The 22,764-nt window shown below is 45.7% G+C and carries 15 protein-coding genes and 1 pseudogene; 7 read left to right on the plus strand and 9 right to left on the minus strand.

Features of this window, described 5'->3' with window-relative positions; translation table 11 throughout:
- The first annotated feature begins 261 nt into the window (after window positions 1-261).
- The gene (gene ispE, locus BN93_RS09315; RefSeq protein WP_019188064.1) at window positions 262-1,101 is read left to right on the plus strand and encodes a 4-(cytidine 5'-diphospho)-2-C-methyl-D-erythritol kinase; all 840 of its coding nucleotides are present in this window, start codon (window positions 262-264) and stop codon (window positions 1,099-1,101) included.
- A 250-nt stretch (window positions 1,102-1,351) separates the two neighbouring features.
- Here the strand turns inward: ispE and BN93_RS17595 are convergent, their stop codons facing one another.
- Window positions 1,352-1,540 carry a hypothetical protein gene (locus tag BN93_RS17595; RefSeq protein WP_157462786.1) on the minus strand — a complete coding sequence of 63 codons (189 nt, stop codon included), beginning with the start codon at window positions 1,538-1,540 and terminating at the stop codon, window positions 1,352-1,354.
- 75 nt (window positions 1,541-1,615) lie between these two features.
- Window positions 1,616-3,079 carry an SLC13 family permease gene (locus BN93_RS09320; protein WP_019188065.1) on the minus strand — a complete coding sequence of 488 codons (1,464 nt, stop codon included), beginning with the start codon at window positions 3,077-3,079 and terminating at the stop codon, window positions 1,616-1,618.
- Between the two features lie 331 nt (window positions 3,080-3,410).
- Between BN93_RS09320 and BN93_RS09325 the strand changes: the two genes are divergently transcribed.
- Both BN93_RS09325 and nifJ read left to right on the plus strand, forming a co-directional pair.
- A complete protein-coding gene (locus tag BN93_RS09325; protein WP_019188066.1) occupies window positions 3,411-4,598 on the plus strand; it encodes an ATP-binding protein in 1,188 nt (395 codons plus the stop codon).
- Window positions 4,599-4,628: 30 nt separating this feature from the next.
- Window positions 4,629-8,201: a pyruvate:ferredoxin (flavodoxin) oxidoreductase gene (gene nifJ, locus BN93_RS09330; protein WP_019188067.1), complete on the plus strand. Its 3,573-nt coding sequence runs from the start codon at window positions 4,629-4,631 to the stop codon at window positions 8,199-8,201.
- Window positions 8,202-9,982: 1,781 nt separating this feature from the next.
- On the opposite strand, the pseudogene BN93_RS16825 reads toward nifJ, so the two are convergent.
- From BN93_RS16825 to holA, 3 genes and pseudogenes are all read right to left on the minus strand, one after another.
- Window positions 9,983-10,126, minus strand: a pseudogene (locus BN93_RS16825) (transposase); the annotation flags it as partial.
- Window positions 10,127-11,862: 1,736 nt separating this feature from the next.
- The gene (locus BN93_RS09340; RefSeq protein WP_019188070.1) at window positions 11,863-12,342 is read right to left on the minus strand and encodes a helix-turn-helix domain-containing protein; all 480 of its coding nucleotides are present in this window, start codon (window positions 12,340-12,342) and stop codon (window positions 11,863-11,865) included.
- Window positions 12,343-13,116: 774 nt separating this feature from the next.
- Window positions 13,117-14,145 carry a DNA polymerase III subunit delta gene (gene holA / locus BN93_RS09345; protein WP_019188071.1) on the minus strand — a complete coding sequence of 343 codons (1,029 nt, stop codon included), beginning with the start codon at window positions 14,143-14,145 and terminating at the stop codon, window positions 13,117-13,119.
- Between the two features lie 173 nt (window positions 14,146-14,318).
- Here holA and BN93_RS09350 point away from each other — a divergent pair, with 173 nt between their 5' ends.
- The 4 genes from BN93_RS09350 to BN93_RS09365 all read left to right on the plus strand — a co-directional run bounded on the left by BN93_RS09350 (window position 14,319) and on the right by BN93_RS09365 (window position 17,190).
- The gene (locus BN93_RS09350) at window positions 14,319-14,768 is read left to right on the plus strand and encodes a type I restriction enzyme HsdR N-terminal domain-containing protein (protein WP_009229349.1); all 450 of its coding nucleotides are present in this window, start codon (window positions 14,319-14,321) and stop codon (window positions 14,766-14,768) included.
- A gap of 30 nt (window positions 14,769-14,798) precedes the next feature.
- Window positions 14,799-15,758: a transporter gene (locus BN93_RS09355; protein ID WP_019188072.1), complete on the plus strand. Its 960-nt coding sequence runs from the start codon at window positions 14,799-14,801 to the stop codon at window positions 15,756-15,758.
- A 60-nt stretch (window positions 15,759-15,818) separates the two neighbouring features.
- On the plus strand, window positions 15,819-16,640 hold the full coding sequence (locus BN93_RS09360; RefSeq protein WP_019188073.1) for a DnaJ domain-containing protein: 822 nt from the start codon (window positions 15,819-15,821) through the stop codon (window positions 16,638-16,640).
- 274 nt (window positions 16,641-16,914) lie between these two features.
- Complete coding sequence (locus BN93_RS09365; RefSeq protein WP_009229346.1) at window positions 16,915-17,190, plus strand: hypothetical protein; 276 nt, start codon at window positions 16,915-16,917, stop codon at window positions 17,188-17,190.
- A 367-nt stretch (window positions 17,191-17,557) separates the two neighbouring features.
- Here BN93_RS09365 and BN93_RS09370 read toward each other — a convergent pair whose 3' ends face one another.
- The 4 genes from BN93_RS09370 to BN93_RS09385 form a co-directional block, all read right to left on the minus strand.
- On the minus strand, window positions 17,558-18,382 hold the full coding sequence (locus BN93_RS09370; RefSeq protein ID WP_009229345.1) for a zinc ribbon domain-containing protein: 825 nt from the start codon (window positions 18,380-18,382) through the stop codon (window positions 17,558-17,560).
- 3 nt (window positions 18,383-18,385) lie between these two features.
- Complete coding sequence (locus BN93_RS09375; protein ID WP_009229344.1) at window positions 18,386-19,201, minus strand: Nif3-like dinuclear metal center hexameric protein; 816 nt, start codon at window positions 19,199-19,201, stop codon at window positions 18,386-18,388.
- 113 nt (window positions 19,202-19,314) lie between these two features.
- Complete coding sequence (locus BN93_RS09380; RefSeq protein WP_019188074.1) at window positions 19,315-20,205, minus strand: DNA/RNA non-specific endonuclease; 891 nt, start codon at window positions 20,203-20,205, stop codon at window positions 19,315-19,317.
- Between the two features lie 1,343 nt (window positions 20,206-21,548).
- Window positions 21,549-22,427, minus strand: coding sequence for a DNA/RNA non-specific endonuclease (locus BN93_RS09385; RefSeq protein ID WP_019188075.1), 879 nt, complete (start codon window positions 22,425-22,427; stop codon window positions 21,549-21,551).
- Between the last annotated feature and the right edge of the window lie 337 nt (window positions 22,428-22,764).

Consider the following 22,764-nt stretch of genomic DNA (forward strand, 5'->3'; position numbering starts at 1 on the left):
ACAACGCGCAGCAGCGTGCAACAAGCAGGCCTAAGCCGATGTTATATTGCGGGAAGAGCATAACCGAATGTGGTGCGGCATGTATTCTGCACCTTGTTCAAAAGCGAACGTAGGTACAAATTTACCAAAAATAATGCGATTAGCGATGCTCGTTGCGAAAAACATGCTGCACTTTGGTGCAACCTTTAATTTAATTTGACCAATATAAAGTCGTTGCGCAAAAATGTGTTACCTTTGCATAGTTAACAATCAAGACAATTTATGATTACATTTCCCTGTGCAAAGATAAACCTAGGACTGAACATTGTGGCCAAACGCAATGATGGCTATCACGACTTAGAGACGGTTTTCTACCCCGTTCCGCTAACCGATGCCCTGGAAGTAAAGCTGATGGACGAGCAGTTTCCGTCTGAAGTGGCGTGCGACTTGAAGGTTACAGGCAACACCCTTGTAGGCGACGAGCAGCAGAACTTGGTGTGTAAGGCCTACAATTTGTTGGCGCGCGACTTCTCTATGCCACGCATACACGCACATCTTCATAAGCGTATTCCCTCGCAAGCAGGCTTAGGCGGCGGTTCGAGCGATGCCGCATTTATGATAAGGCTACTAGACGAGCGTTTCAGGCTGAACATCGGCAATGCAGAAATGGAGCGATACGCCGCCCAACTTGGGGCCGACTGCACCTTTTTCGTTACGGCCGAGCCATCGTTCGCCACAGGAAAGGGCGAAATTCTCGAACCAGTAGACACGCCACAACACAACCTTAACAGCTATTTCTTGGCTATCGTGAAACCCGATGTGGCAGTTTCTACTGCCGAGGCCTTTAAGCACATTGTGCCTAAGCGGCCTGCCAAATGCTGTCGCGACATTGTTAGGCAGCCCATAGCAACGTGGAAAGACGAGTTGACGAACGATTTTGAACAGTCGGTGTTTGCCATTTACCCCGAACTAGCCAACATTAAGCGCGAACTTTACGCGCAAGGAGCGTTATATGCGCAAATGTCGGGCAGCGGAAGTGCCATTTTCGGATTGTTCGAGCAACGCCCAAAAGAAGTGGAACACCAGTTTAAAGACCACTTCGTTTACATCACGCAACTATAAAGCAGTACGGTTTCGCACTTTATAGGCACAAAGAATTGCCCTTGGAATGCTGGTTGTACACCGCCGTTTTGTTGGCAAAGTGTTAGTGAAAACTATTTGTACTGCGGCTACAAACTATCTTGTAGTCGCACTACAAACGGCTTGTAGTGCGGGTACAAGCGTCTTGTAGTGTCAGTACAAGCACTTTGTAGTGCCAGTACAAGGGGGCTTGTACTGATGTTATAGTCAAAAAATAATTGGATTTGCAAAGCTATTGGCGCATCGTAAACAAACAAAAGTCCTCCTTATCTTCTGCGTAAGGGTTTATTGATGCCCTGCTACGCAACGTTTTGCATTCTTCTAACAACAATTCGCCAAAAGCAATTCTGTTTGAAAAGTAATTCACCCTTTCGGTAGAATAGCCGTGTATTCTGCCGAAAGGGTGAACTATTATATCCATATATAAAAGCCCTTGGCTTTGAAGAACAAGCCTTTAAAGTTGGCCTTATTTGGGAACTGAAGAGCTGACAAGACTTTAAAGCATGCCAATCTTAGTAACCAAGAACAGCACGATGTAACCTAACACAAGACCAATTACACCAATGGCAAGGCCAATCTTCATCATCTCGTTCTGATGAACAAGCCCCGTTGAATGGGCAATGGCATTGGGAGGTGTACTGATTGGCAAGCACATAGCAGTGGAGGCGGCGATGGCGATACCGATAAGAACGGTGGGGGTTCCGCCAATTCCTGCCAAACTATCGCCCATACCTTTACAAACAACGGCAAGGATAGGTACCAACAAAGCGGCAGTTGCAGTGTTAGAGATAAAGTTGGAGAGGATGTAACATATCACTCCCGATATGAGGAGGATGACCATAGGCGACCAATTGCCAAACGGTATGCTCTTAATGGCTAGTTCGGCCAGTTTCGACTCGTTGAGTGCAAGCCCCAAAGCAAAGCCTCCAGCCACCATCCAGATAACGCTCCAATTGATTTCTTGCAGGTCTTTTGCCTTAACAACGCCCGTCAAAGCAAACACCGATATGGGCAACATGGCCACAGTGTTGGCTCCTACACCCGTAAACTTGTCGAACATCCACAACAAAACGGTGACACAAAAAGTGACGGCTATCACTGGTGTTCGCCATCCGCGGTGTATATCGCCTTCGATATGCAGGTCAATCTCTTTCTTCTTGAAGGGGAAGAAGGTTTTTAACAGATACCATCCAATGAGCAACAGAATGATGGTTAGCGGCAACATGAAGGCCATCCACTGCCCAAAGCCCAACCCAAGGTTCAACCCGTTGGGGTCGTTAAGGTATTTCAGGGCAATGGCATTGGGCGGTGTACCGATGGGTGTTCCCATTCCGCCGATATTTGCCGCTACGGGAATGGCCAACGTTAGTGCTACTCGTCCCTTACCTTCGGGCGGCAATGCCTTGAACACAGGTGTAAGGAAGGTTAACATCATGGCTGCCGTGGCCGTGTTGGACACGAACATGGAGAAAGCGCCCGTAATGAGAATAAATCCCAAGAGAACCATCTCGGATCGCCTACCGAAAGGACGCAACAACGCACGCGCCAAAAAGACATCAAGTCCCGATTTGGTTGCGGCAATGGCCAACATGAAACCACCCAAGAAGAGGATGATGATTGGGTCGGCGAAAGTAGCCATCAATGCGCTGTGGTGTATCAACTCCGACTTGTCGATGCCCGTTCGAAAGAAGAGGAAAGCATTGTCGGAGGTGGTGAAGAGCAGCGCGCCGATGAGCGTTACCGAAGTGGCCCACGAGGAGATAGCCTCTGTCACCCACATGATTGTGGCGAATGCGAAGATAGCTATCACGCGTTGTTGGATAACCGTCAGCCCTTCTATGCCAAAAGCTGTTGAGGGCAAGTTCCACAAAATGGCTGTGACCACCACTGCCAAGACGAACAAGGAGAATTTCTTGAATCTGAAAACCTCGCTCAATGTGTTTCTTTTGTGTTCAGACATATTTATCTATGTGTTTATGGTTAGTAACAATGCAGCAAAGTTAAGTATTTTTTCTAGTCGGCAAAAGAAATATCAGAAAAGTTTGCGCATAAGCTGAAAAATTAGTATTCGTACGCGCAAAGAAACGCAAAAAGGCATGCTCACCGGCCTTGCATATAAGCTCTTGACGATGCACAATGGTTGCTCTACGCACGTATTTAAAGGTAAGAAGGATGGGCAATACCTAAAAAAGATGATTTAAATCACTCTTTTTGCAAGGTAGAGTTTGCAAATCTAATAAAAAAATGTTATCTTTGCATGGTTTTAATCGCTTAAATATAGTAGCAAAACTATGGAGGCTTTCTTTCGCACTCACGCTTATCTTGTGGAACATACCAATGCCACATTGCGTCGAACCCTTATGGATGAAATTAATTGGGACGACCGCATGATTGGCATTAAGGGAACGCGTGGTGTGGGGAAAACTACATTTTTGCTGCAATATGCCAAAGAGAATTTTGCGAAGGGCGACAGGCAATGCCTGTATATCAACATGAACAACTTCTATTTCCAAAGCCGAGGCATCGCAGACTTTGCGGCCGACTTCGTTAATCACGGCGGAAAGGTGTTGCTCATAGACCAAGTTTTCAAGCAACCGGATTGGAGTTCGGAACTGCGTAAGTGCTACGACAGGTACCCTGAGCTGAAGATTATCTTCACGGGGTCGAGTGTTATGCGACTTAAAGACGAAAATCCAGAACTGAACGGCATTGTTAAAAGCTACAATTTGCGGGGGTTCTCGTTCAGGGAATACCTCAACATCATTACTGGAAGACGCTTTAAGGCATATAGTTTGGAGGAAATAATATCGCAACACGAGAGGATTGTGAAAGAGATACTGCCTTTGGTTAGTCCTTCGCAACACTTCCGCAACTATATTCACCACGGTTTCTACCCTTTCTTTTTGGAACAACGCAACTTTTCGGAGAACCTATTAAAGACCATGAACATGATGACCGAGGTGGACATCTTGCTCATTAAGCAAATAGACTTGAAGTATCTCACTAAAATAAAGAAACTTTTCTACTTGCTGTCACTCAACTCAACGAAAGCTCCGAACATCAGTCAGCTTGCCCAAGACATAGAGACAAGCCGAGCCACGGTGATGAATTACATCAAGTACTTGGCCGATGCGCGGCTCATCAACATGATGCACCTTGTGGGCGACGACTTCCCCAAGAAACCATCTAAGATAATGATGCACAACCCCAACTTGATGTACGCCATCTATCCAATAGTGCCCGACGAACAGGTTGTTATGGAAACGTTCTTCGTTAATGCGCTTTGGAAAGACCATCTAGTGAACCAAAGCAACAAGGAACACTACTATATCGTAGACGAAAAAAGGAAATTTCGCATTTGCGATGCCAGAGGAACGAGCAAGGTTAGATATAATAACGATACCATATATGCCCGATACAACACCGAAGTGGGAAAAGACAACAAGATACCCCTTTGGCTTTTCGGGTTTCTCTATTAATACAAATACATTAATTAATATTTTATTCAAATGGCAAAAGAAAAAAAGTTTATCACTTGTGATGGTAACGAGGCCGCCGCTCACGTGAGCTATATGTTCTCTGAGGTTGCTGCCATCTATCCCATCACCCCGTCTTCGCCTATGGCCGAGCACGTAGACACGTGGGCTGCCAAAGGTAGAAAGAACCTATTCGGACAGACGGTAACGGTTCAAGAAATGCAATCGGAAGGCGGTGCGGCTGGTGCCATGCACGGTTCGCTGCAAGCCGGCGCGCTTACCACCACCTTTACGGCATCGCAGGGCTTGCTGTTGATGATACCAAACATGTATAAGATTGCCGGCGAGATGCTGCCCTGCGTGTTCGACGTATCGGCTCGCGCCATCGCTTCGCACGCTTTGTGTATCTTTGGCGACCACTCCGACGTTATGGCCTGCCGACAAACGGGTTTCGCCATGTTCTGTTCGGGTTCGGTGCAAGAGGTGATGGACCTCACAGCCGTTCCCCACTTGGCAACACTCCGTACAAGCATACCTTTCGTGAACTTCTTCGACGGATTCCGCACTTCGCACGAATACCAGAAGATTGAACTGATTGACCAAGACGAGATTGCCAAGTTGGTTAATCACGATGACATCAAGCGGTTCCGCGATCGCGCCCTTTCGCCCGAACGCCCCGTTACGCGCGGTACGGCAGAAAACCCCGAAACATTCTTCACTCATCGCGAGGCATGCAACCAACATTACGACAACATTCCCGAAGTAGTTGAAGAATACCTCGGTAAGATTTCGGAAATAACAGGCCGCGAATACCATCTGTTCTCTTATTATGGCGCAGAAGATGCCGAGAATATCATCATCTTGATGGGCTCGGCCACCGAAGCTGCCCGCGAAGCAATCGACTATCAGTTGAAGCAAGGCAAGAAGGTGGGTATGATTTCGGTTCACCTTTATCGCCCCTTCTCTGTTAAGCACTTGCTGGCTGCCGTTCCCAAGACGGTTAAACGCATCGCCGTGCTCGACCGTACCAAAGAACCTGGCGCAGAAGGCGAACCCTTGTATCTCGATGTGAAGAGCGCTTTCTACGACGTAGAGAACAAACCGCTAATCGTTGGCGGACGTTATGGACTGGGTTCTTCGGACACTACGCCTGCTAAGATACTCTCCGTGTTCAACAACCTCGAACTGGAAGTACCAAAGAACCACTTTACCGTGGGCATTGTAGACGACGTTACGTTTACTTCGCTGCCCGCCGTGCCCGAAATACCTATGGGAAGCGAAGGCATTTTCGAAGCTAAATTCTACGGATTGGGCGCAGACGGAACCGTTGGAGCCAACAAAAACTCGGTTAAAATCATTGGCGACAACACCAACAAGCACTGTCAAGCATACTTCTCTTACGACTCGAAGAAGTCGGGTGGCTTCACTTGTTCGCACTTGCGTTTCGGCAATTCGCCCATTCACTCTACCTATCAGGTCAACACGCCCAACTTCGTGGCTTGCCACGTACAGGCCTACCTGAACATGTACGACGTTATTCGCGGTCTACAAAAGAACGGAACGTTCTTGTTGAACACCGTTTTCGAAGGCGACGAGCTGGTTAGGTTCATCCCCAACCGCATCAAACGCTACTTCGCCGAGAACAACATCACCGTATATTATATGAATGCTTCGAAGATTGCACAAGAAATTGGGCTGGGCAACCGCACCAACACCATCTTGCAGAGTGCATTCTTCCGCATTACAGAGGTCATCCCCGTAGACTTGGCCATCGACCAAATGAAGAAGTTCATCGTTAAGTCGTATGGCAACAAGGGACAAGACGTAGTCGACAAGAACTATGCGGCCGTTGACCGCGGTGGCGAATACAAAACGCTTGCAGTAGATGCTGCTTGGGCTAACCTACCCGATGATGCTGTTGCAGCCGAAGAAGATGTACCGGCATACATCAAGGAGATTGTACGCCCAATCAACGGACAATCGGGCGACTTGCTCAAAGTATCCGACTTCGTGCGCTACGACATGGTAGACGGTACGATGTCTAATGGTGCCGCAGCTTTCGAAAAACGCGGCGTTGAGGCCTTCAACCCCGAATGGACTGCCGAGAACTGTATTCAATGTAACAAGTGCGCCTACGTTTGTCCTCACGCTTGTATCCGCCCGTTCGTTCTCGACGAGGAAGAAATGAAGAGCTTTGAGGATGCGACACTCGAAATGAAAGTTCCCAAGCCAATGGCTGGCATGAACTTCCGCATTCAGGTGAGCGTGCTCGATTGCGTTGGTTGTGGCAACTGTGCCGACGTTTGTCCTGGCAACAAGAACGGGAAGGCATTGGCAATGGTGCCCTTCACGCACGACGAACAGCAGATTTCCAACTGGAACTACCTTGCTAAGAACGTTAAGAGCAAGCAACATTTGATAGACATTAAGAGCAATGTGAAGAACTCGCAGTTTGCTAAACCCCTCTTCGAGTTCTCTGGTGCTTGTGCTGGTTGTGGTGAAACGCCTTACGTTAAGCTCATCTCACAACTCTATGGCGACCGCGAAATGATTGCCAACGCCACGGGTTGCTCGTCTATCTATTCTGCATCTATCCCCTCAACGCCTTACACAACCAACGAGGCCGGTCAAGGTCCAGCCTTCGATAACTCGCTGTTCGAAGACTTCTGCGAGTTTGGTATGGGTATGGCACTGGGCAACAAGAAGATGCGCGAGCGCATTACGATGCTGCTTTCCGACCTCGTGGCCAACGATAATGTGCCTGCCGAGTTTAAGGAGGCTGCCAACGAATGGCTCAACACCAAAGACGACGCTGACGCATCGAAGGAATCGAGTGCAAAACTCAAACCCTTCATCGAGGCCGGTGCTGCCAAAGGTTGCGAAACTTGCGCCGAACTGAAAACGCTCGACCACTATCTCGTTAAGCGTTCGCAATGGATTATCGGTGGCGACGGTGCCTCTTACGACATCGGTTACGGCGGTTTGGACCACGTTATCGCTTCGGGCGAAGACGTAAACATCCTTGTTCTCGACACCGAGGTTTACTCTAACACGGGCGGACAAAGCTCTAAGGCCACACCACTAGGCGCAATTGCTCAGTTTGCCGCCCAAGGTAAGCGCATCCGCAAGAAAGACCTTGGCCTCATGGCAACCACCTACGGCTACGTTTACGTGGCTCAGATTGCAATGGGTGCCGACCAAGCCCAGACTTTCAAGGCTATCCGCGAGGCTGAGGCTTATCCAGGTCCATCGCTTATCATTGCCTACGCACCTTGTATCAACCACGGATTGAAGGCCGGTATGGGTAAGAGCCAAGCCGAAGAGGCCAAAGCTGTTGCTGCCGGCTACTGGCACTTGTGGCGTTACAACCCATTGTTGGCCGACGAAGGCAAGAACCCCTTCACGCTCGACTCTAAGGAGCCCGATTGGAGCAAGTTCCACGACTTCTTGTTGGGCGAGGTTCGTTACCTCTCTGTAAAGAAAGCTTATCCCAACGAAGCCGAAGAATTGTTCAAGGCTGCCGAAGAGATGGCCAAGCTTCGCTACAAGAGCTACGTTCGCAAGTCGCAAGAAGATTGGAGCAAAGACGAAGAAACGGTTGCCTAAACGGTTTCTCGGCTTAATACCATCCTAATAAAATGGGTGAGAGCTGTCCTAAATGGGCATGCTCTCACCCGTTTTTGTTTGTTTTAAAGCTATTGTCAGCGTAGGCCTTCAACACACACCTGCACCCCTAAAAGTATAGGTCAACATTTTCAAGTCTGCCGCCCAACTTATAGCCGTCGACTAAAATCTATACCGATAAGATATACGCCAACACTTACAAGCCAACCTCCCTCCTTCTAGCAAGACCTGCACCGATAAAACGTAAGGCAATGCCTTTATGCAAGCCATTTTGCACAACAGATTTAGCGACCTACAAACTTGCGTTTACTCAAAAACAATGGCCACTTAACACTGCACACCCTATCCCAGACCTCATTTTCAGCAAGATTTTACGCCTCAGTCCATTATAATAGAAGAAAAACAAAATCGCAAGGCATGAAACAGATAACTTTGGTAGCCGATAATAATTGTCCACTTGCATTCTCCCACTGTTCATCTTTGTTAATATCTCAAGTAGGTAACAACTGAGATTCAACCGATTGATAACGATATACTTCCACGCGCTTAGAGCATCACCAACGCGCTTGGACATTCTAACTTGCCTATTCATCAACCCACAGACTCATCAACTTACAAACTCATCAACTCACAAACTCATCAACTCACAGGCTTATCAACTCATAAACTTATAAACTCACATACTCATCACCACTTACGAACTCATTAACCCACAAACTCATCAACTCACATACTCATCAACTTACGAACTCATCAACTTACGAACTCATCAACTTACGAACTCATCAACTTACAAACTCATCAACTTACAAACTCATCAACTTACAAACTCACCAACTTACGAACTCATCAACTTACATACTCATCAACTTACATACTCATCAACTCACAAACTCATCAACTCACAGACTTATCAACCCATAAACTTATAAACTCACAAACCCATAATCTCCTCAACTCAAAAGTTTAAATTCTTATTTTTTATTTTACAATACCGTTCTAAATTTCACTCCGTTCTAGCGAAAATATAGGTCAAAAAGCAGGTAAATAGCCACTATTTCTAGCCTTTCATGCCTCCTTTTATGTCCATTTTTACGAACAAAGGATGCATTTTGCACCATTTAGCCTGTCTAGTTTGGTTGCCAGCTCGTAATTTTTCAAGCCCAATTACTCGCTTTTAACCCCTAAAATCCCACTTTTTAAGGGCTGTTTTGCCCTTTTTAGCCATGTTTTTAATGGTTCGAAAGGGTTTTGTTTATACTCTTTCAGTGGATATTTATGCGCATCGCATTGCATTTAGCAGCATTTTGCACTGCATTTAGCACCATTTTACCTTGCGTTTAGCACCAAAATGCACTGCATTTAGCACCAAAACGCAGTGCGTTTAGCGGCATATTGCACTGCGTTTAGCACCAAAACGCATTGCATTTTGCTGCAAATGGCCCCAAAACGGGTGTTGGTGGCGGTCAGTTTAAATAAAAATTCATTTTGCCTGCATGCACAACTAGCCCCTTTTGGCATCAAAACAAACCTCCGCGAGAATCTATTTTTTGCGGCAAGGTGAGCGATTGGTGGACAGAATGGCCGCTTTTTATGTTAAATTTCCTACTGAAAACTAGACAAAAAAAACAATAATTCCACATACACGCTCGTAGTTAACGGCACGGAAAGCACGTGCGCTTACGACCACCAGCGCGAGCGGTTGCAGGGCTTGTTGCTCACAGCCAACGAAGACGGCATCATACAAACGCAGAAGTAATCTGCCATCGACAGCCAGTTTTCAGCTTGTAAAGAATGTATTGAATGACTTCCGCCAGGCAACTTTTTGAGACATAACCACGTTTCGCCAAAGACAAATGGGGCAGAATTTTGGATTTTATCGTATCTTTGCCCAGTACTTCATACATGAAGAGAAGTGTTATTATCTTGGTTTTTCACCAGAAAGACGATAAACTCCCTCTCAAATTATAGAAACATTAAAAATCAAGACGACCTCGGATAATTAAGGCTAAACATGCCTTATTATCGCCACTTTTCACCAAATATAACCGATGTATAGGGCGCATCCTAGTGGGTACAGGCCAATACGCTCTCTGTTTGTCACTAGATAATGTCCTTATTTCGAGAATATTTTAGGGCATAACATCCCATATACTCACCGCCTTTCACGAGAAAAGTCGGCGATTATGGGTTATTTTTAGGGAGTAACACCATTCGCACTACTTTTTTTGTATGGCCTTAGGTCGGTGATAATGGGTTGTTTTTAGGGAGCAACACCATTCGCACTACGTGTTTTGCGTGGCCTTAGGTCAGCGATTATAGGCTGTTTTTAGGGAGTAACACCATTCGCACTACTTGTTTTGTGTGGGCCTAGGTCGGCGATAACAAGTTACTTTTAGGGAGTAACACCATTCGCGCGACTTGTTTAGTGCGGGCTTAGGTCGGCGATTATAGGTTATTTTTAAGGAGCGACACCATTCGCACTACTTGTTTTGCGTGGCCTTAGGTCGGCGATTATGGGTTATTTTTAGGGAGCAACACCATTCGCACTACTTGTTTTGCGTGGCCTTAGGTCGGCGATTATAGGCTGTTTTTAGGGAGCAACACCATTCGCACTACTTGTTTCATGTGGGCTTAGGTCGGCGATAATGGGTTGTTTTTAGGGAGTAACACCATTCGCGCTACTTGTTTTGTGTGGCCTTAGGTCGGCGATTATGGGTCGTTTTTAGGGAGTAACATCATTCGCACTACTTGTTTTGTGTGGTCTTAGGTCGGCGATTATGGGTCGTTTTTAGGGAGTAACATCATTCGCACTACTTGTTTTGTGTGGTCTTAGGGGGGCGATTATGGGTTGTTTTAGGGAAGTAACACCTCATACACTTGCTGTTTTTTACGAATCACAGTGGCTGTTTAGGGTGTATTCTAAGGTTTCAAACAGACTATTAGTTGCCGTTTGTCCACGAGATAAAATCGGCATTAGAGGGTGGTTTAGGGCTTATTATTGGAAGTATCAACCTATAAATTCCCACTTTTCACTAGCCCCTAATTGGCGTTAGCATGTGGCTTTAAGGCATAACAACCTTTATTTCCACCGCGTTTCACAAGATATGAGCAGTACTTAGGGCCTACAATGGGGGGCATCAACCCATTAATCTCCGTTTGTCAATAGAATAAACAGCGTTCGCGAATGTTTTAGGCATAACACAGCACACACTCGCTGCTTTTCACGAGATATAGTCAATGGTTAGGACCATCATTGGAGTAATCAAGCCTATCATTCTCCACCTATCACTAGAAAAGTTGGCATTAGAGGGGCGTTTTAGAGCATAACGTCCCACATATCCGCCACTTTACATGAGAAAAGGCAGGTATTTAGGAGTTTTTTAGGTTGGTTTCTCATGATACATTCAAGTTTTGGGCTTGCAAACAGCCTGTAAGAGCCTGTTTGCTAAGCAAACTCCATCAGGCAGCCGTCGCGCGTAGCGGTTGGCACGGCGAATGCGTGTTGCGAACAGTGAGTAAATGTATGCTGCATTCTTACCCACAAACTATTGCGTCTAATACATAAAGGAAGCATCAAAAACACTTTGTTGAAACAGAGCTATAAGTAAGTCTGCACCTTAATCGGCCAGTAAAATACACTTCAACTTCTACCATCCCTGCTTTCTGGATAGAACGATTCCCATGTTCGGTCGTCGTAAAAGATACGTATCTCCGTAACCCTACGTTGTGGTTTTTCAATCACTTTCACTTCAACTCGCTCGGGTTCTCTGGGGGCTTGTACCACTTTTGGGGCAACTACTGGCTGTTCGTTAAATAACGACGGACTGGCAGCAGGCGCGTCAAAGTTTAATTGCGGTTCCTTATCAGGGATTGAATGGGTAGTGGGGGTATTGTTAGCGGTCCCCGTTTCGTCTAAGTACATCTCACCCTTACCAAAGATTAACCAGTCGGTTGAAATCTTCGGAATTTTATCTTTAATAGCCTCAACGATGTTGAGGGTGGGTTTTGTGCGTCCGTTAAAAATACTACTAAGTGACGCAGGCGACATTCCAATAGAGAGAGCAAAGGTCTGTTGACTCATGTGTTGGCTCTCCATAACCTTCTTTATTCTATCTTTCATACCCTTATTTTTAGTGTAAGAGGCCTTTTAAGGCCTTTTCGCGTTGATTTTACAAAGGTAAAACAAATTTCGTGTCGCTGCAAATTTCTAAACGATAATTTAGCAAATAAAATGTTAGGTTTGTAAATCTAAACTATATAGGGATGTAAATATAAGTGTCCACACAAGCGATTTACATTTACAAATCAAAATAAGATTACCTAAACCAGGTTTGTAATAAGGTTTAACAAAAAACTGAATTTTATTGGTTATTAGGCTATTATAAGCGTATAAAAGGCCGATATTGCCTAAAATATGGGGTTTTAGAGGCATAAAAGGGGGTTTTTAGAGGTATAAAGGTTAGAAAACGTCTACAAATAGCTGAAAATCACGTAAAAATGAGCATGCATATTGCAATGAATAAGTATTCATTTAGATTTTGAAACGTAATTCATATGGTTTAGTTATGTAAATATAAGACTTGTGGCACCTTTCTTTGGTTTACAAAACCAAATGTAAACAATTCTACATTTGTAAAACAAGAGAATGATTTACATATCAAAACCCAGGAAACCCCAAACTAATATTTGTTAATTGTAAATTGAAGTAAGCCGAAAATGCAAAAACAGAACGAGAATTGATTATTCTGAAACAAGGGTCGAATTGCTTTCAAATTCGCGAGTATTTTGGAGGTTAAAATGGGCTAACTTCTTGATTTATTTGGAAGTTAGCCAAAAAAAAGTGCCTCTCAGAGACACTTATTCTAGAACGAAAAAGGACCGAAAAAGGCCATTTTTAGTGCAAAATAAAGAAGATTAGCTCTTTCATAAGGTCGCCAACAGGGGTATTTGGGTTATCCAACCCCTTAGATTTAGCGTCAATCTCTCTTATCTTATGAATAATGTGCATTGTCTTCATGGCCGAGTAGTTTCTCATCCCCACCATAAAGTCTTTCACACCCCACACCGATTTCAAGTCGAGAAACTTTGCAACCTCTGTTTCGTTGTTTTTGTTTGGTGCGTAATAGGCAATCAACAAGTTTTGGAAGAAACTGAAAAGCAAAGGCAAGAAGGCGAAGATTGACCCGGCCTTAGGGTTCTTATCGAAATACTGAATAATTTGGTTTGCCTTAAACACATCGCGGTTTACGATGGCGTTTCGCAATTCGAAACCATTAAACTCTTTGCTAACGCCAATCTGTCGTTCCACGATGTCGGGCGTAATACGCAAGTCGTTTTCGGGTAGCGAAATCAAAACCTTGTCTAGTTCCGATGTCAGCCGATTCAAGTCGGAGCCAACATGTTCAGCAATCATGATGGCCGCCTTGTCTTCCGCCGTTGCTTTCTTCGTGGCAAGATAGCCCTTAATAAAAGCAGGCAATTCGTAATCGCGTTTCTTCTTGCTTTCGAAAACAACGCCAATAGACTCGGCGCGAGCCAAAAGTTTCTTTCTTCTGTCGATGGTGCCGTTCTTATGGCAAAGCACAAGTATGGTAGTATTCACGGGGTTTTCCAAGTATTTGGCCAAGGCATCTACCAATTTCAGGTTCTGCGCCTCTTTCACCATCACCAATCGCCGTTCGGCCATCATGGGATAAGCCTTACAAAGGTCGGCCACCTGCACCCCGTTGGTATCAACGCCAAAGAGGATGTCTTGGTTAAAGTCGCGCTCTTGCGGTTGCAACACCGTCTCTTCGAGCAAGCTTGCAATCTTGTCTATATAATACGACTCTTCGCCCATGAGCACATATACGGGCGAAAAGTTTCGCGCCTTAATGTCTTTAATGATGACTTCGGGGCCAAGCGCGTTTCGTTTTTCTGCCATGAAAGGTTCTTGTTAATGGATGAGTGCAGGACAACAAGTTGCTAAAACCACCTCGTCGCCCACATATTTTTAGTAACTTTGCACCATAAGGCACACGGCAAACTGCGACAAGCCTGTCTTGCCGCACCCTTACCGATAAGCTTTATTGTGCTTTACACTGCAAAGATAACAAAATGTATTCACTAAACCTACCCTCGTATGCAATAAAAGTGGGAGGCACGAAGGCGCGCCCCACTGTGTTCGATCCACTTCGTGGCAAGTACGTTGCCCTTACTCCCGAAGAATGGGTAAGGCAGCATTTCGTCAATTACCTTATTCATCACAAGGGATATCCCCAGTTGCTGATGGCCAACGAGGTGGCGTTGAGCATCGGCGACAAAAGCCTTCGGGCCGACAGCGTGCTGTACGACCGCGACTTGAAACCCCAAATGGTTCTCGAATATAAGGCACCCACCATCGCACTTACGCAAAAGGTGTTCGACCAAATAACCGTTTACAACATGCTTTTGCACGTAGACTATCTCGTGGTGAGCAACGGACTGCAACACATCTGCTGCAAAATGAACTACACCGACAACAGCTACACCTTCTTACCCTACCTCCCTAACTATACCGAAATATAGTTTCGCGCGTACATTATATATAATAAACACATGAACATCATTGCTTTCTTAAAGAAATGGACGCTGCCCAGCGGTCTTGTTATCGGTGCTGCGGTCTACCTTTTGTTTTCGCGCATCGCCCCACTTCAACCCATTGGCAACGTGGTTGGCCCCTTTTTGGTGAAACTTCTCCCCGTGGTTATCTTCGTGATGCTCTATATCACGTTCTGCAAAATACAGCTGGGCGACCTCCGACCACGTGCGTGGCACTTCATACTGCAAGCCATTCGCATTGCTCTTTCGGGCTTATTGGTGTTGGCCATCTTACATACCACCGACCCAATGGCCAAGCTTGTGCTTGAAGGAGCCTTCGTCTGCGTAATCTGCCCCACGGCGGCCGCGGCCCCCGTTATCACCGAACGCCTTGGCGGTAGCATTGCCTCACTCACCATTTACACCATCCTTGCCAACGTGGTTACGTCGGTTATCATTCCCTTGTTCTTCCCGATGGTTGAGAAAAGTGCAGACATCACCTTCCTAACTGCCTTTGTCATGATACTACGGCGCATCACATTCGTGCTCATCGTGCCCCTTTGTCTGGCCCTACTCACGCGAAAATTCCTGCCGAAAGTGGCCGCACGCATCAAGGAAACCAAGAACTTAGCCTTTTACCTTTGGGGGTTTAACCTCTCTATCATCATGGGACTAACCATCCGCAACATCCTTTCCACCCAAGTTTATGGCACGATTTTGGCTCTACTTCTGTTGTTGCCCCTCGTCATCAGCCTCTTGTTGTTTTCAATTGGCAAGGCCGTGGGCTACCATTATGGCGACAGCATCAGCGCCGGACAAGCCTTGGGACAAAAGAATACCGTTGTGGGCATATGGCTCACCATCGCCTTTCTCAATCCAATAGCGTCCATCGCGCCTTGCGCTTACGTGGTTTGGCAAAACCTTATCAACGCATGGCAGATGTGGTATAAGCAGAAATACGGCACGCTGAAATGGTAAAACACTACGCCGAGCGGCACAAAACACACTCTAAATGGTAACATATAAAGACTTACACTTATGGCAATAGGAAAATGGATTGGCGGATTTCTGGGCTTTATCGCCGGCGGACCGCTTGGTGGACTAGCAGGATTAGTGCTCGGTGCACTCTTTGACGTGGGACTAGATCAGGTTAACGAGCCCGATCGCAATGGACAACCCTGGAATACGGGTGGTTCAAAAGCCAACTTCTACCAACACAACGCTACCGCCAACCAACAACAGCGGCAACAGGGCGAACGCAATTCGTTCCTCTTTTCGTTACTAGTGCTCTCGGCATACATCATTCGTGCCGATGGCAAAGTGATGCACTCGGAAATGGAAACCTTACGTTCCTTCTTGCGAAGGAACTTTGGCGAAGTGGCCGTAGAGCAGGGCGACAGCATCATCCGCAACATTTTCAATCAGCAAAAACAAATGGGCGCAATGGCTTTCGAGAGCATCATACGCGACTGTTGCTTTCAAATCGCCGCCCACATGAATAGCGCGCAGCGTCTGCAACTGCTTAGTTTTCTGGCCGAATTGGCCAAAGCCGACGGGCGCATCGACCCCAGTGAGGTGAACGCTCTTCGCTACTTGGCACAGTGGTTAGGGTTCGACGCTCGCATTCTCGACTCGATGTTCAACCTCGATAAGCACGACACGCATTCGGCATACAAAGTTTTGGGAATATCGCCCAACGCTACCAACGACGAAGTGAAGACTGCTTATCGCAAAATGGCCCTGCAACACCACCCCGACCGCGTTGCAACATTGGGCGAAGACATACGTTTGGCGGCCGAAAAGAAGTTCAAGGAGATTAACGATGCCAAAGAAAGGATATACAAGGAACGCGGAATGTAAAAACAGCTGTGCGACAAAACGCCCATCTAATATAAAGATGCAAAGCCGAAAAACGCATCAGGCAGGTATCGACTGCCAATAACGAGGAACGCACATAACACGCCCAAAACCAACAACATAGCCCAAAACACATCGTAACCACAAGTTCGTCGCACACAAACATATTGCATTTAACTGCTAATTTTTGCTAACAAAATGTTGCTATTTCATTTTAAACTCGTACATTTGCGCCGATAAAATCACTATTTCAAAACAAAAACAAAAAGTAAGAAGTATGAAGAAGATCATTTTCAGCGCAGCTCTTTTCGTTGCTGCAATAGGATTTGCTAACGCACAGAGTGAAGGAACAGCCAAGAAATGCGACAAGGCTAAGACCGAACAATGCGACAAAGCAGGTAAGAAGGGCTGCTGCAAGAAAGACGCTGCCGCCAAAGAATGCTGCAAGAAAGACGCTGCTTGCAAGGACAAGAAAGAGTGCAGCAAAAAGAAATGCGATAAGGCCGCTAAGCAAGATTGCAAGAAAAACTGCGACAAAAAGGCCGCCAAGTAAGCACGTACAATAACCTGCTTACACAGAAATTAAAAGCTAGCCGGCCAAAATTTAAATAGCCACTAGCCAACAACAAAACAAGCTCCATACACGCCTCGTGGTTGTGTATGGAGCTTATTCTTTGTAGGGCTACGCTGAATTTAGCGCGAAAGATGTGCAACAAGGCCTGTGTATAAAGCCTTCTCTTTATAAAATTACGCAACAAATAGCCCTCGGAAATAGGTGCAAAGTGGCATAAATCGACTTGATTTTAACGCTTTAGCAGACTAAATCAAAAACACTTTAATATCTAGTCTGAATGTCCTATCGCCTAGGTACTACCCTTTCACGATAAACTCCCAACGCTCAAGTCCTCACTTCCTCGCGCTTATTCCGTCTCTTCTTTTGTTTTTCGGATGGCGCGTTTGCGCTTAGGTTTCTCGGCAGCAGCCGACTTATCGTTTTTAACGCCAGCCAATTCTGGGTCTACGATGATGCGTCCGCAATACTCGCAAACGATAACCTTCTTGTGCATCTTCACGTCTAGCTGTCTCTGTGGCGGTATTTTGTTGAAGCATCCGCCACAAGCGTCACGTTGAACATACACAATACCTAGTCCGTTGCGTGCGTTTTTACGAATTCTCTTGAAACTGCTCAGCAGTCGCGGCTCGATTTTCGTTTCCAAGTCACGTGCCCTATCGCGCAGTTTTTCTTCCTCTTCTTTCGTTTCGAGCATAATTTCGTCCAGCTCGTTACGCTTTTGGTGCAAGTCGCGTTCGCGGTCATATATTTGTTGTCCCGTAACACTCAGTTCGCGTTCGCACTCATCAATCTTCACAAGTGCTTCCTTTATTTTCTTGTTGCACAACTCTATTTCAAGCGTTTGGAACTCAATTTCCTTGCTCAGCGTGTCGTACTCGCGGTTGTTCTTCACCTCGTCAAGCTGTCTGTTATAGCGTTCCACGCTAGCCTCAGCCTCAGCAATCTCAGCCCTTTTCTGCGAAATAGCCCTGGAAAAGTCGTCAATTTCCCTGCGAATTTTGTCTTCGCGTATGTTCAGACCTTCAATCTCGTCTTCCAAGTCCTGCACTTCCAAGGGCAATTCTCCCCTCAGCGCACGTTTCTCATCAATAGCCGAGAGCGTTGTTTGCAACTGGTAGAGCGCTTTGAGTTTCTCTTCCACCGACAGTTCGGTAATTTCTTTCTTTGCCATAACTTATAAATAGATGATGGGATTGGTGTTGGTCTGCGTCAGAATGCACTTCACGCCCTGGCACCTTTCCTCGATTATTGTTTTAAATATCTCGTTCGTAAACTGCTCGCTTTGATAATGTCCAATCACAGCAATTTGTATTTCCTGTTCATGATCAAAGTAATCGTGGTAGTGCATCTCGCCCGTTACAAAGGCGTCTGCCCCTGCTGCGATGGCGTCTGCTAACAAAAAAGCCCCAGACCCGCCGCAAATGGCCACCTTACTGATGGGGCGGCGCAACAGCTGGTTGCACATCACGCATTCCACATCGAACGTTTTTTTAAGCAAAATCACGAAATCGTCGGCCGCCAAAGGCTGCTCAAACACACCCATCACGCCCGATGCCCCTTCAACACTGATGCTTTCGCCCTTGTCGTTAAAGGTCTCTACACGCTTTCGCGCCCCGAAAAAGTCTGCATTTAGCAGTCCCATTTTCTCGGCAATCTTAAAGTTCACGCCGCCTCGTGCATTGTCAATGTTGGTGTGCAAGGCAGCAATGGTAATGTCGTTCTTTATAGCCTTCATCACCGTTCGCTGAACGGCATTGGCGTCCGACACTTGTGCCAGCTTACGAAAGATAAGCGGATGGTGTGCAACAATCAAGTTGCAACCCTTGGCCACAGCCTCATCCACAATCTTCTCAGTCACGTCAAGACACAATAAAGCCCCTGATACTTCCGCCTCTGTCAATCCAACCTGCAAGCCGGCATTATCAAATCCTTCTTGCAGGGGCAGGGGCGCGAATTGTTCAAGGGCACGTAGCACTTCCTTTATTTTCACGCTAACTTAGCTTTATGTTATTGAAGTGCAAAGTTACTAATTTCTACTGACATAGCAAAATATTAGGGCGCAGTTAACAGGTCATCCTGTTAACAATGGGCCTTTACCAGCTCTTACCAATCGTCCAGGCAACTCGTTGCCTCCACTTCGTCCTCCACCTTATTGGGCAAAGTGGGGAAAAAGTCGATGCCCGTGATGCGTTCCACCTCGTCGATGGTATTCACGTAATAGCTTTTAGGGCGGTCGTCCCCTTCGTTGCGATAAATAAAACCAATAGCTTTTGGTTGTCCTTCCATACACAGCACCACCTTAAAGAAAGCCTCTGGCACCGTTACCTTGTTTTTTCCGATGGTTTTATGTTCGCCTTTCATCAGTATAGGCCCCGCAACGATGTAGATACAACCATACTTTTTAGCCCATTTCCTGCACTGGCTTTCCAACTCTTTCCAATCACCAACGTTCAGCTTATGGTCTTGGGGACATATATTAGTGAGCAGAAACGATTGCTTTTGCGCAGTAGCATCCCAACAATTGTCTGCCGAGGGGCAAAGGCGTCCGCGGTCGTAGCCGTTTCTCACGTAGTCAGCATCAACGGCTCTTGGCTTTGGCACCTCCTTGTCCTCTTGAAACCTCATTCCCTTACGTTCGTTGGCACCTTCTGTATGTTCGGCCGTTAGTTTCCATGCCACCCAGTTGGGTATCCTCAAATCGCTGTTATACGATGCCATGTAAGCCACGCGCTTCAACAGTTGTTCGGGCCTATCAGTTAGTTTTCCAGGAACTTCAAGTGGCCCCAAACCTTTCCTCTGCACCCAAGTACACTTGTGCACAACCGTATCTCGAACACTGTCTTCCCCTTCATACAGCCGCTGTTTAGCTACCTGCTGTCCTTGAAGAGGTTGCACACCCACTATCGACTTGCCGCTTTTTACGGGTTGCAAGCCAAAGGCCGACAAATAAGTAAAGGCAAATAACGCCAGATAAAATACTTTTCTCGTTTTCATATTTACTTCAAGTTTTCATAAGTGTGCAAATTTACTAATTAATTCGCATAAAACACCAGTTTCGCACTACACAAATCTTCCTTATCCACAACACAAAAAGCACTAGCACAACGAGCCAGCACACATTTCAAGAAACAAAAAGAAACCATAAACACCAGTGGGAGCAGGCAAACGACGAACTAAATGAAAACGCTTGTCAACCATTAAACCTATCAGCCTGCCGAGTTTTTGTAATCTTTTCGGCGCAAATTTTAACATTATGAGTGCCCTTTTCGGCTACCAATTGCCTGCCTTGCCGCAAAAAATCGATTCTCGCGAAGGTTTGCTTTGATGCCAAAAGGGGTTAGTTATATATGCAGGCAAACTGAATATTCATTCTATAAAATCGCCTTCCGTACCAGTTTTTGGACTATTTGCGGCAACATGTACTGCAATTTGCTGCAAAACGCAGTGCAATATGCCGCTAAATGCAGTGCGTTTTGATGCTAAACGCAGTGCGTTTTGATGCTAAATGCAAGGTAAAATGGTGCTAAATGCAGTGCAAAATGCAGCTAAACGTAAGACGAAAAGAATAAATATGCACTGCAATGGCATAAACAAAACCCTTTCGAGCCATTAAAAACATGGCTCAAAAGGGCAAAATAGGCCTTAAAAAGTAGCATTTTAGGGGCTAAAAGCGAGTAATTGGGAGTTAAAAAATATGGGGTGGCAACCAAAATAGAAAGATTAAATGGTGCAAAATGCAGGTTGTTTTCTTAAAAACAGACAGAACAAAAGACAGGAAAGACTAAAAACAGTAGATATTTACCTACTTTTTAGCCTGTATTTTCGCTAAAACGGAGTGAGAATTAGAGCGATATTGTAAAATAAAATATAATAATTTAAGCTTTTGAGTTGGTAAGTTTGTGAGCTGATGATTTGGTGAGTTGATAAGATTGTGAGATTGTGAGTTGATGTATTCGGGAGTAGCTGGGTTTCGTGTCTTTATAAGCCAGCGAGTTGATTTGTCCTGCACTCCGTATATGAGAGGAATGCTTGCCTTGTTGTTGGCATCACAAAGATAACAAACCCCGCTCAATTTATAGAAAGATTAAAAGTCAAGACGACTTCTATTTGTTTGTAAGTTATCTATCGTAAGTTTACCAGTTTTTTACATGATAAAACTTCTAAAACGGGCTAAGAAATAAAGTCAAAAACGAATAACTCATCACCCCAAAGCTAAAAAGATTGTCGACTAAACTCCCAACAAGCAAAGCTACTACTCCCCTTACTCCTTATTAAGTCCCTAAACAAGCCCTCTTAACATCTTAAAAGCAGAAACTTCACCGCTCTTTTACCAGTTCTTACCAATCGTCCAAGCTACTCGTTGCCTCCACTTCGTTCTCCACTTTGTCGGGCAAAGCAGGGAAAAAGTCGATACCTGTGATACGTTCCACGTCGTCGATGGTATTCACGTAATAGCTTTTAGGCCTATTTCCCGACTCGTTACGATAAATAAAGCCAATGGCCTTGGGCTTTTTCTCCATGCACAACACCACCTTAAAGAAAGCCTCTGGCACCGTTACCTTGTTTTTTCCGATGGTCTTATGTTTCCCCTTAAACAGCACAGGACCCGCCACTATATAAATGCTGCCATACGTTTTAGCCCACTTCCTACAGAGGATTTCCAGTTCGTGCCAGTCGCCAACGTTCAGGTTATGGTCTTGCGGACACACATTCGTAAGCAAAAACGATTGCTCTTGTGCAGTAGCATCCCAGCGATTATCGGCCGATGGGCAAAGGTGTCCACGGTCATAACCACTCCTTACGTAGTCAAAGTCCACCGCCCTAGGCATTGGCACATCGGTATCTTCATGAAACTTAACGCCCGCCCGCTTGTTCTTTCCCTCGGTATGCGCCCCTGTAAGCCTCCACGCCACCCAATTAGGTATGTGTAAGTCGCTGTTATACGATGCCGTGTAAGCCACTCGTTTCAATATCTGTTCAGGTCTGTCGGTCAGTTTCTTAGGCACTTCAAGTCCATCAGCAACCTTATATGCTGCTTTCCCTTGCTTATCGGTGCCATATCCGTTCTTGCCTTCCGAATTAATCTGCCCGTCTTTCTGTTCTTGATAGGCATACTTTCCACCCAACTGCCGGCCAAGCTTAGACGGTTGCAGGCCACAAGCAGACAAGCAGAGGCCCGCCAATAACGCCAAACTATATACTTTCCGTGATTTCATAAATGCTGTTCAGCTGTATCTTTCGTTTATAAACATCGTAAGTAGACTTGTTTGATGAGGTACTAATCCAGCAAACAAAGTACCAAATTATGCAACAAAGGTAGCAAAATAATACTACAACAACAAATTAAAGCCCTAAATACGGTGCAAAACTCCCACGCACAACAAAAGAACATTGTCCCTTCAATAGTCAACACAAGCCGTACTTCAAATAGCTATTGCCAAGCCATATTTAGCCCAACCCTACCGCAACCAAACGACAAAGGTGCTATTCATTACCCTTGAAAGCAAACACAACAGACAACAGAAACAAGCGGCAATGCGTAACTTCGAAAAC

This window comes from Prevotella conceptionensis 9403948, assembly GCF_000312305.1.
In the GTDB taxonomy this organism is placed as follows: domain Bacteria; phylum Bacteroidota; class Bacteroidia; order Bacteroidales; family Bacteroidaceae; genus Prevotella; species Prevotella conceptionensis.